The 11,472-nt window shown below is 51.6% G+C and carries 8 protein-coding genes; 7 read left to right on the top strand and 1 reads right to left on the bottom strand.

The genetic code is table 11. The annotated features are described in order from the left end of the window. Positions 1 to 77 precede the first annotated feature (77 nt). The 7 genes from ACRZ95_RS19115 to ACRZ95_RS19085 all read left to right on the top strand — a co-directional run bounded on the left by ACRZ95_RS19115 (position 78) and on the right by ACRZ95_RS19085 (position 8,689). The gene (locus tag ACRZ95_RS19115) at positions 78 to 1,688 is read left to right on the top strand and encodes an FAD-dependent oxidoreductase (RefSeq protein ID WP_170681137.1); all 1,611 of its coding nucleotides are present in this window, start codon (positions 78 to 80) and stop codon (positions 1,686 to 1,688) included. A gap of 298 nt (positions 1,689 to 1,986) precedes the next feature. Further along, positions 1,987 to 3,321, top strand: coding sequence for an adenylate/guanylate cyclase domain-containing protein (locus ACRZ95_RS19110; RefSeq protein WP_170681135.1), 1,335 nt, complete (start codon positions 1,987 to 1,989; stop codon positions 3,319 to 3,321). Between the two features lie 1,383 nt (positions 3,322 to 4,704). Then, on the top strand, positions 4,705 to 5,796 hold the full coding sequence (locus ACRZ95_RS19105; RefSeq protein WP_480555433.1) for a glycosyltransferase family 2 protein: 1,092 nt from the start codon (positions 4,705 to 4,707) through the stop codon (positions 5,794 to 5,796). Beyond that, on the top strand, positions 5,768 to 6,190 hold the full coding sequence (locus ACRZ95_RS19100; protein WP_170681131.1) for a GtrA family protein: 423 nt from the start codon (positions 5,768 to 5,770) through the stop codon (positions 6,188 to 6,190). The genes ACRZ95_RS19105 and ACRZ95_RS19100 overlap by 29 nt, the downstream gene beginning before the upstream one ends. After that, the gene (locus ACRZ95_RS19095; RefSeq protein ID WP_170681129.1) at positions 6,160 to 7,359 is read left to right on the top strand and encodes a radical SAM protein; all 1,200 of its coding nucleotides are present in this window, start codon (positions 6,160 to 6,162) and stop codon (positions 7,357 to 7,359) included. The genes ACRZ95_RS19100 and ACRZ95_RS19095 overlap by 31 nt, the downstream gene beginning before the upstream one ends. Continuing rightward, positions 7,352 to 8,527, top strand: a complete 1,176-nt coding sequence (locus tag ACRZ95_RS19090; RefSeq protein ID WP_170681127.1) for a class I SAM-dependent methyltransferase — start codon at positions 7,352 to 7,354, stop codon at positions 8,525 to 8,527. Before ACRZ95_RS19095 ends, ACRZ95_RS19090 begins: the two co-directional genes overlap by 8 nt. A gap of 15 nt (positions 8,528 to 8,542) precedes the next feature. Further along, entirely contained in the window at positions 8,543 to 8,689 is a 147-nt protein-coding gene (locus ACRZ95_RS19085; RefSeq protein ID WP_480555431.1) for an integrase core domain-containing protein, read from the top strand. A gap of 521 nt (positions 8,690 to 9,210) precedes the next feature. Here the strand turns inward: ACRZ95_RS19085 and ACRZ95_RS19080 are convergent. Next, on the bottom strand, positions 9,211 to 10,911 hold the full coding sequence (locus tag ACRZ95_RS19080; RefSeq protein WP_170681123.1) for a hypothetical protein: 1,701 nt from the start codon (positions 10,909 to 10,911) through the stop codon (positions 9,211 to 9,213). Positions 10,912 to 11,472 lie beyond the last annotated feature (561 nt).

The raw sequence follows: 11,472 nt of genomic DNA, 5'->3' as shown, positions 1-11,472 counted from the left end.
AGTGCCAAGTGAATAGGTGAAAACCTCGAAATAGCCGCTAGGTCTTTTTATAGCGCTGAACGTCAGGAGAACTGCACATGGAGAGCCTTGCTGCCAATCTTCGCGAAATGACGCGAACGCCTTTGCATCAGAGCCATGTCGAGACCTTGAAAGCGTTGGGCACTGAAGTGAGTTTTGAGGCAGGCCAAATGATCGCTGAGGTTGGCGATCCAATGGACCGGTTTGTCTACATAGTCACAGGTCGTGTTGAGGTAATTGATCCACAAACGCGTGAGGCTTATCTACCCACGTCCCTTGGGCCGACGCAGTTCCTGGGAGAGATCGCATTTCTCAGCGGCGGGGTCTATTCGCTGCCGATGCGTGCGCGAGAGGACACGCACGTTATCTCTGTCCCGCGCGAGAAGATGCTGGACGCAATGTCGCGCATTCCGGAGATGTCAGATATCGTCATCACTGTCTTTTCCGCGCGCCGCCGCCGTCAAATCGAAGACAACGACAGTTCTCTGAAACTGATTGGCGCTGACCTGGATCGCAACATCCGTCAAGTCGAAGAGTTTGCTATCCGAAACAAAATCCCATTCCAAACGATGAATCTGGGTTCTAAGAATGCATGTGAGGTCGCGCAGGCCTGTCACCTGACAGGCCATCAACCGGCGGTAATCTTTGGCGACAGTCTTGTGGTCGACAACCCGACCCCAGCCAAGGTCGCCCGATTGCTCGGGCTTGAACAGTCTTACGATTGTCGAGAGGTCATAGATGTTTTGATTGTGGGAGGTGGCCCGGCCGGGGTCGCGGCGGCGGTCTACGCTGGTGCGGAAGGGCTGTCTGCGATTGTTGTGGAGGACCTCGCGGTTGGGGGGCAGGCTGGGACATCCAGTCGGATCGAGAATTACATGGGCTTTCCAACGGGCATTTCGGGTGCCGACCTTGTATGGCGAGGCGAAGTCCAAGCCATGAAATTTGGCACCCGATTTGTTCGCCCAAAACGGGCCACTCAATTGCAACGGCAATCTGATGGCGTGTTTTGTGTAACGCTGGATGATGGGCAAAAGCTAAGGGCACGTTCGATCGTAGTCGCCACGGGAGTGCAGTACCGGCGCCTGCCGTTGGACAGGTTGAAAGACTTTGAAGGTTTGGGCATCTACTATGCTGCGACAGAAATGGAAGCGCGTTATTGCAAGGGCGCAGAAGTCGTCGTCGTTGGGGGCGGAAACTCCGCGGGGCAGGCGGCGATGTACCTGTCGCGATCCGCAAAACATGTCCATGTACTGGTGCGAGGAGACAGCTTGGCTGCATCGATGTCCGATTACCTGCTGTCAAGGTTAGAGGCGGATTCGGCGGTCACCATCCACTACAAGTCCCAGCTAAAGACACTCCTCGGGGACAAATCCATGTCCAGGGTTATCATTGAGCGTGACGGATCAGACTGGCCACTCGATTGCAGCGCCGCTTTTGTAATGGTTGGGGCTGCACCCAACACCGAATGGCTTTCGCAGAGCTGCCAGCTGGACGCGCGCGGCTTTGTGGTCACGGGCAATGAGGCCAATGCCGGATCATCTTTCGCAACGTCTTGTCCCGGGATTTTTGCCGTGGGCGATGTGCGCGCAGGATCGGTCAAGCGCGTTGCCTCTGCGGTGGGTGAAGGGTCAGTTGTCATATCCCAAGCTTGGGAATACCTGCAAAACTGAATGTTTTTATCCGTATAAGAGCTACTTGGCTGTCCTGCCTAGGCTAGCCCGGTTACACCCAAACAGAGATTTTTCTTTGTCAACGCGGTCTCCAGTTGGGCCTTTATTGCTAGGCTGTTTTGGTCCTCAGCGGAGCCTGGGTCAAAAATAGATGCGCTTCATCCGCGTTTTGGCTCGTTGGTCAAGAAGGCATGAATGTCAGTCACGAGACACTTTGATATTGTGCAAATTAGAAGCAAAAGCCCCTGCGACCTGCGACGGCAGTGTTTGACTTAATTCCAATTCGGCGGAGCCAGTTTTGACCGAAATCGACGCGCAACAATTCGCAACGGAGGCCGAAAGAAGACTCACAAAGGCCGAGCAGCGCGGACTACGCTTGGCGATTGCCTGTCGCACCTTCATTACCGCTGCAGCATTTTTCTGGTATTTGGGTTCAACATTGTTGTTTCCTGAGTTCAGTGCGCGCCAAGTTACGACCTTCGCATTGTTCGCGTTCACTGCAATCGGCGTCGCCCATCTCTTATTGATTGGCACCAGCTATGACAGGGCCTGGATCAAGTACGTCGTTTACGCACTGGATTCATTGGCGATCTGTTCACTTTTTGCGCTCGTCCCCATCAGCAGGGCCGACGACGTACCGCAGATCATCGCGTTCCGTGCTTACGGAATATACTACCTTTTTCCAATAGTCGCTTTGTCGTGCCTCAGCCTTTCCTGGCGTCTTGTACTCTGGACTGGAGGCCTTTGCGTAGTTGGATGGTGGGCGGCATTCATTTGGGTCACGTTGCCGATGGAGCGGACACTGTCATGGGCAGATATGTCAGCGATGGCCACCCGCGAAACCTATGAGGCTGTGTTTCTTTCCATTGATTTCATCGGTCGCGGCAATCGCATCGAAGAAACCGGGATGCTGCTATTTGCGACGTGCATTTTAGCAATTGCCGTATTCAGAAGCCGAGCGGTCTTCTTTGCGCAAGTTGAAGCTGATCTGGAGCGCGGTCGCGAACGCGCAAAAAGACAACATGTCTCGGACCTTCTTAGCAAATACCTGCCGGAAGAAATCGCGAAGAAGCTCATTGACGACAACGCTCCGCTGAGGCCTCAGAAATCATTTGGTACGGCGCTCGTGTTGGATATTGCCGAGTTCACAAGATTTTCCTCACAGCATGATCCGGACGAAGTGATCAAACGCTTGGACCTCTTTCTCACGGACGCGACCGAGGAAGTTTCAGCCGAAAATGGGATCGTTATTTCTTATCTTGGCGATGGTTTTCTTGTCACATTCAACGCACCAGTCAAAGTCGCGCCTCCAGCGGATGCGGCGATAAGAACTGCAGAAGCCTTGCACGCGACCGCCGCCAGGCACGGGCTTTCAATTCGGATTGGCATCGCAAGCGGAGAGCTTGTCACAGGCACGATCGGGTCAGACATCCGCCAGTCGTTCACTGTGTACGGAGATCCCGTCAATCTTGCTTCTAGGTTAGAGGCCAAATGCAAAACGCTCGGCGCGGCGACTCTTTTTGATGCCGCAACCAATGACGCTCTATCGGGGATTGATAGGCTAGTGAGCTTTGGTTCGATTGAGATCGATGGTCTGGCCGAACCTGTCGCCGTATTTGGTGCTGACAAGTAGTATGTAAAGCTGTTTGGCTGTTTGCTCCGTGCGTCACCTTTTCGGTTACCGCAATCGAAAGCGCGCTCAATATGCAGAACAAGAAATTCTGTCAAATACATCCGCATAGCGGTCGAATAAAATTGAACTATGGCACAACTTCGGAAGTTAATTGCAAGCGGACATTCGAATTATATTTGTCAACGGCGACAAAGTCCCTCTTTACCGACCTCGGGCACGCGTCAATCTCGTAGGCACTGCCAATGGCGGGTTCAATGAAGCTGCATTGCGAAATGAACCGAAGCGCTGAATGGCTGGTATGGGCCGTGCGCTAGGAGAGAGTGTTCTGTCCGATCGGCCAAGTCCTAGCAAGACACACAGCGCCTGTTTCCAGGTTGCAAAGAGGCTCAATTGCTTTCTGTTTGACGCAGGCTTGAAGCGCTTGAACCGCCGAAACGCTCAAAAAGCGCAAAAAACACAGGGTGTTGAATTTAATAGGGGACGAGTCTCAACATTTAAGTCCCATTATTTTAGTGCTCCAACAATAGTGTCGGATCACCTAATTTGTGAGACTGCGGTTGAATCAAAATCAGTTACTTAAGGCTTTGAATTTTTGAGACTCCAGATTTCACTATTTTCTGGCCGAGCGATCGAGAAGCAGTCCTTCGTTTAATGCGCCGAGAATGTCGGGAACGAGCCCAAAGCGGGCTTTTAAATGACCGCTCTCTGCCCAAAAGCTAAGCGCGGGGGCGGACCCGGAATTACGTTTGTCGGTGCGCTGCATTACAGATTGTTCCGTGTTGGACTGTAGGTAGTCGCGCAACCTGCTCCAGCTCTTCTTTACTCGTCATAAAGTTCCACATCATGGGCGTAGCCACTACCGCGATTTGTATTTTTTGTGCTGTCCTGCCCAGAATGTTATTTTCGGTCGCGAACGCTCTTCCTTCGGCTTCCGCCGAGCCATCGGGTCCATGGCAACGTTCACAACGCAATCGGTCTGTCTCAGCTAGTCAAATCGATTCCCCTGCTACGACTTGAGGTGCAAAATCTTCACTCTGCGCTGTTGCCGGGAGAGCAAAGCTGACTGAAATGAGAAGTATGCTAGTAAGTACTTTCCACTTGGAGTGCCTCCTTCTTTTGATACTAAAGAACCATGCGAAAAACCCTGCGGTGCGGTAGCCATTTGACCTTGCTCTAACGCTCTCGCGGAGCGGACATCCGAGAGCAGTTGGGCTGGCTCGAAACTGAAAAGACATTGCAGGTTTCTGCTCTCAGCCCAAGGCCGTTTTCGAACTCCGCCGGGAAACCAGCAACGACCGAAAACGAAGCAACCCGAGACCAGCTTAGCCGTTTCCTGCCGTGGCACAGCTACCCTTTCGGGTTTCTCTTGGCACTGGTTCGAAAATGGTTCTTTGCCTCTTTTTCATAGTGCGAATCAATGGTAACCAAGCCGAAAACGAGGTTTTTCTATTGGCGAACTCTAGTTCTTGGACTCAACACGTTTCACATGGCATGTCGGAGTGTAAATCGGCAGGCGACGCTGCCGATACAACTTCAAGCGAACAAAAGTTAATTTCAGTGGTCATACCAGTTTTTAATGAAGAACTGTGTGTAGTTGAGACTCTTCAGAGGTTGAACGCTCTAAGAGATGGCATGGCCAAGAGAACTGATTTGGAATTCGTCTTGGTTAACGATGGTTCTTCTGACACGACTGGCCAAATAATCGCTGCAGAGGCCGCGCTGAATACGCACGTGAAGCTGGTCGAACTTAGTCGGAACTTCGGCCACCAGGTCGCGGTCACAGCTGGGCTTGACGCCGCAAGGGGCGATTATATTGCTATCATAGACGGCGACCTTCAGGACCCACCGGAATTAATCGAGCAAATGTATGAAATCGCGTTGGAAGGATATGATGTAGTCTATGGCCAAAGACGTGAAAGGTTAGGAGACACTTGGTTCAAAAAGGCTTCAGCTTCTGCGTTCTACCGACTGCTTAATGCACTTTCTGACACCCCGATCCCAAATGATACTGGCGATTTTCGACTGATTTCCAGGCGCGTGGCGATCGTTCTTTCTGACATGCGAGAACGAAATCGCTTCCTTCGTGGAATGGTGCCATGGGTTGGTTTCACCTCGTACGCGTTTCAATATGACCGTGATCAACGACGTGCGGGTACGACTAAATATCCACTTCGCAAGATGTTGGGTCTTGCGACCAATGCAATTACGTCATTCTCAAGCAAGCCTCTCTTGCTAGTCGTTCGCCTGGGATTGTTTATGTTGGGAATTGGAGCGTTCAGCGGCGTGTGCTTGCTCTGCCTTAAGCTCTTCACAACAACGGTTGTTCCAGGTATTACCTCAATTCTGATTTCAATTTTGGTCTTCAATGGTCTTCAGATCCTAATAATTGGGGTTGTCGGGACTTACGTTGCCAAGATGTTTGACGAAATCAAAGGCCGACCACTCTATGTTGTTAAGCGTACGATCAACATTTGAGAGGCTTCTCAGCTACTTCTGCGCGGTGACTGTCGGGTTTACTGCCGATGTCTTGGTGTTTCTCGCCCTTTCGAAGCTTGGCTGGCCTATTCTACCTGCAAATGCCGTGGGTTTTCTGATCGGTGCATCAGTAAACGTTCTGCTTATACGTAGGTTAGTATTTCGAGGTACGCCGGTTCCACGTCATTTGGATTTGCTATTCACTATTACCAGCAACGTGGCTATCATGTTGCTGGGCTCTTTGATCATCTGGACATTGTCGTTGAAGTTTGGTTTATCCCTACTCACTGCGAAGTTTGTGGCAAACGGCTGCACGCTCATATTGAACTTCGCGATAAGAACTCTTCTCGAACGGTATTGGCCTTGTTCTCAGATCTCTCGAAAAAAACCCTAGCGCGCGCCGCACTTCTTCAAGATGCGCCGGTCTATGTGCAGTTCTATGTCACTGCTCGCTGTAACCTGACCTGCGAACAATGCAATATTATCTACGCGAATGCAGATGTGCGCGAAGTGACAATCGACGAAGTTGAACGGATCGCGGACAATTTCGCTGAGATGGGCGTCGCTATCGTGCTTCTTACTGGAGGTGAGCCGTTTGCCCGCCGCGACCTTGCCAAGGTCATCCATGCTTTCGAAAGCCGCGGCGTTCATGTTCGGATGCAGACCAACGGTTTCGCGTCCGAAGACCGTATTGCTGAGGCCATAGAGGCTGGCGGTCGAGATATCTCGATTTCGCTCGACAGCCTGCATGGTGCGCAACAAGATCGCATCAATGGTGATTTCGACGAAAGTTGGCACCAAGCCCTAAAGGCGATCGCGGCGTTCACGCAGTATCTTCCCAAGCACAACAGTTTCGCGTCTTTAGGATGCGTGATGCAACCCTCTAACCTGTCGGACATCGAAGATGTAGTTCGCTTCGGGACAGAGATCTCGTGGTTCACGTCGCTTGTCCCGGCCCATGTCAGCAGTTTCGGACGCCCACGCGGGTTTCGCACGTTTGACCAAAGCCTGCGCTTCCGGCCCGAAGAACTGGGCGAAGCGGACAAGTTGCTCGATCGAATTCGCAAAATGCGCAAAGAGGGTTTTCTGCTTTATGATAGCGATCAGTATATCGACGATATAAAGCGCTTTATTCGCGGCGAGGCGACCACGTGGAGAAACAAGAACAAAGGTGTTTGCGACTCACCTAACTTGTATTTCGCGCTACTACCGAACGGAAACTTTGCACCATGCTGTGATTTCCGTTTGCCGACGAAGTATCCCGCATACGACCCGCATTTCCCAAAAACCTACCGAGAAGCCGCTTTCCGCAAGGAAGTGCATAAAGTGGTCAGTGAATGCGATGGTTGCATGTATGGCAGTTACCCCGAGATAACCATCTCCATGCGTTTCATGGCTGCCAAGTTGCAAAGGGTTCAGACATTTCTCACTTCACCGCCCGAGAAGAAATGGCCTGTTACTTACGAAGAGCTGTTGGAAAAAGCCGAGCGCATACGTAATGAAAAACGCGAGAGACCGCAATCCCGTCAGCTCCCAGAAAAGAAAGCTCAAGTAAGTGCCTAAAAAGATCCGTTTTGAGGCTTTCAAGTATCGTTTCCTCATCGAAGCCGAAAAGCATCCCATGACGCAAGGAATGAAAGCTTCCTCGGCATGGGACATATTCGTGGACGAGCTTGAATTTGCATACGACGCCGGAGATGTGGTCATCACCCACCCTTCATATCCGGGTCTCTGCGAACGCGTAGCGTTGAACGAGGCAGTCCTCTACAAGCGCGGCGACAACGAAATTGCGATCAGCAAACAAGAGACCGCAGGTCTCAGATTTGCTAACGACAAAGTGCAAGACGAAAACGAAGACTTTTTTCGCAATGTACTTGTGAAGGTCGGTATTGCTTCAGGGTTTGAGGAACAGGCCGGTGAAGAAGCCCGGATCGAAGCGGAACGCGAGTTTCACGATGCTTGGGCCGCCAGCGAGGATCTGTCCAAGATTGATGTAAGGCTTGCCAACGAAGCCTGCACGGCTCCGGAGATGCGGCACATCGCAAAAAAACTTGGGGACCTATCGGGCAAAACGGTGCTTGATCTAGGGTGCGGACTTGGCGAGGTGAGCGTCTATTTCGCGACCCTCGGTGCTGAGGTGACTGCCTCTGATCTATCTGCAGGAATGTGCGAGGCTGCCAGCCGACTGGCTCAGATCAATGGGGTTTCGATCAATACCCATGTTGCGTCATCCGAGTCGCTTGGACTTCCGGAGGACGCAAAATTCGACGTGATTTATGCGGGCAATATGCTCCACCATGTCGACATTGATGCCACCCTCGCGCAAGCCTTGCCCCATCTCAAGGAAGACGGCACATTTGTCAGCTGGGATCCTGTTGCCTACAATCCGGTCATAAACGTTTATCGTCGGATGGCCATGGAGGTCCGGACGGACGACGAGCATCCACTCACCAGAGCTGACGTCGCAAATATCATTAAGCACTTTGAACGCAGCGAAACCCGGTTTTACTGGCTTTCAACCCTTGTGATCTTCATTATTATGGCGGTTTTTCAGCGACGAGATCCAAACAAAGAAAGATACTGGAAAGCCGTAGTGCAAGAGGCGCCGAAATGGGAGCGGCTCTACACGCCTCTGGAGCGCTTTGACACGCTCTTGATGAGGTTTCTTCCGCCGCTGCGCTGGCTATGCTGGAATGTCGTAGTGATTGCGCGAAATCCACGGGCCAAGTGATGCAAGAAAAGGGCGCTGCGTCGAGAAGTTCTCAATTTGGAGCGGTTCACGACGACCAAGCAGCCCCAGATCGTCATCAATCACTGGCTCAAGCAATACAATCACGCCCGCCCTCATCAGGCGTCCAACAGTTCCAAAAACCTTACTAGAAAAACCGACTGATTAGTGGCCCAAGAACAGGAGGCTGTACAGTCGATCGCGGTCCACGTGTGAAGAGGTAACTACGTGACCATCGGTTTGGCAATGCTCAAAACTGACTAACACCGTGCGGTGATAGAAAGAATTCTGGCATCTTCGGAGACTCAAGAGGCCAAGGTCTTCTTCTTTCAGCCGAGATCGATTGGGGCAAAAAAATATAGCACCCAAGCTACCTCCTTCAGTTCAGTCGAGATGTGTAGACGTTAATAGCGGCGCAAATAGGTAATTCGACTTGTTTCTCGTTTCACAATGCACACCTCAAGTAAGGTCGAATTCCAGCTTCGGTTGCTGGGGTGGCCTGCTGAACAACAACACCGACAAGATCGTCATTTTCCCCAAGCGATGGCTTCCGGGCGAGGAACGCGGCCCTTAACTGGAAGGTTGCGATGACGCGCATGTGACTATCCTGGCTTTGAGAAGATAGAAAACTTCTCTTCGGCATAACGTAAATCTGAATTTCTTGAGGCTTGGCGAAACAGTTTCGCTTACTGGCAGAAGGTATATGCGACGGCATCGGACATTCCTGGGAACACCGCTTCAAACTCTACACTACCACGTTCGCACTCCAAACTGTTGGCCTTTGCAATATGCGATGTGATCTCCTCTTTGGTTCGAGTGCGCTCCTCCAAAGTCGCGTGGTCCTCCAAGTTTAAAATAAACTTTGGAGACTTTGAACCAATACACTCAATCAGAGCGCCAGCTATCTGGGGGTCGCTGACGAAATGATTGTAGATCATGCAAGTTTCGGGCTTTGCTTCCAGTACGGCATAGATTCCTGGAAAACCGCTCAGAATAAGGCCTCCTTGTCCTTCGGTCTTCCCTTCAAATTCTTTTTGAAATGCCTCAATCACCGGAACTTTCTCGTTACTTACCAAGATGCCTTTGAAGATGCTCACGTCGGTAAAGCTGCGTCCCACGAAAAATGTCGAAGGATCTCGATAGGGCGTGAGCTGCCAAAGTGTTAGGTAGATCGATAAGACACCGAAGAGCAGCGCGTGGGGCATCCATCTCCCCGCACCACGCTCAGCCCGTATGCCCAATGTCGCAAGGGCAGTTGCAATTGGGAGCAGGATCATCATCGCGGCAACACCCGCGATCACGCCTCCGCTGCTTGTTCCGGCGAACGCCGTGAACTGGCAAATAGCAACAATGCCCACCGCTCGAACTGGCCACTCGCTGGACCCGTTAGAACGTGCTGCAGTCCGCGCTGTGAATTGTGCAACAGCGCACAGCACAGGCCATCCCGCCAAGGTGTCAGTTCTAGGTCCGGGATATGGCAAACCAGCGGCCCGAAACTCAAGGATGTCGTGCACAATAGCAAACAGGAACAGGCAGGTCAGACAGAACAGGACAACCAAGAGGAGATTTCGCAATCCTCTCGGGGCGGGCGCAAAAAGAGCAGCAAGCATCAAAAGAAGGATAGCAAGATAGTCGCGTTGCATTTCGCGATCTGTCCAAAAACTTCCAACTGAAAAGCCTGAACTAAACCGTAGAGAACGCATAACGTCCTCAAAATCTGTAAGCGAAAGTATGACAGCCAATCCCAACGCACCGAAAAGCAACCCAAAACCGATCACTCGGAGAAGCGGATCAAACTGCTTGGACACCAAAAGGTAGATCAATAGGATTGCTGCCATTACCAAACCGGCGACAGGATAGGCTACGCCGGCCACCACAATCGTAGCGGCCCACCACCACGGCCTGACGGTCTTGGGCGATGCGAAGAGTAAAGCAAAAACAATCCACATCGCTTGAGCTACTGTGTTGTAGCTAACAGCAAAAATAGAATGGTGGGTTACCGCAAAACTCAATGCGACCGCCGCCAGAAGTGCGTTGGAGGGCTCTAGACCCAGACCGACAAGCCTGCGGCAACAAAACCAGCAAAGAAAAATTAACCCGATCACACAGAGCGCTCGTCCGAACAAAATAATACCCGTGTCACCGAACGCGAAAAGGTACGCCTTAAAGAACGGGAGAACGAAAACATAAACAAGTTGCTGGATATACAGATCGTTTGAAAAGAAACGGTTCGTTTCGGCGAGTCCAATGGCTTGGTAATAGTATTGGATTTCGTCTGTGAAATCTAAGCCGATCAAACTCCGCATAGTCAAAAGACAAAGGAATGCTCCTAGAAAAATGAAGAACTTTACCTTTTCTAGGTTTTTGCAGTCGCCTAACCCTTTCATTTGTATAGCCGCCGATATTGAAGTTTTTTTAAGATCACAGAAGAACCGCCGCTTTCTTTTTTATGGATCACACAGTCACTGGTCGAATACGCCTTCGCTTTGCACCCTAGAGAGGATTCAAGCAACCCTTTTCGAACTAGTTTCGAGAGAAGTTAGGACCTTGGAGGGCATCTGCGCGATGGAAGGAAGTGGCTATTCCGGTCATGGGTTGCCCCGCTTGCGGTCATTGCTGGTTTCCCGTCGAAATTGGACAGCTGCCTTGGGCGGGCAGCAGCGGTCCATGCTGCCGAGTCCAAAAGCGGCCTTGTCCCGCGTCTTACCTGTTCATAAGGCGTGCAGCTAATTTCGATCCATACAAACCAGCCTTTGGTGCAGATCGCGGCGAATGTGTCAGGAGAGCCCAGAACCACTGATGCTGCGTGACGCATGTATGACTGGTTCGCGGAACTCATTGGCTTTTTCGGCAGATTAGTCACCTGCAAGCGGCGGGTTTTACCTTACATCCGGGAACTGTAAAGCTTTCGAGCAAGGCACGTGGCCGGGCGGCCCGATTTCGAGGCA

Source organism: Ruegeria sp. AI3, assembly GCF_056541245.1.
This window is presented reverse-complemented; position numbering and strand designations above follow the sequence as displayed.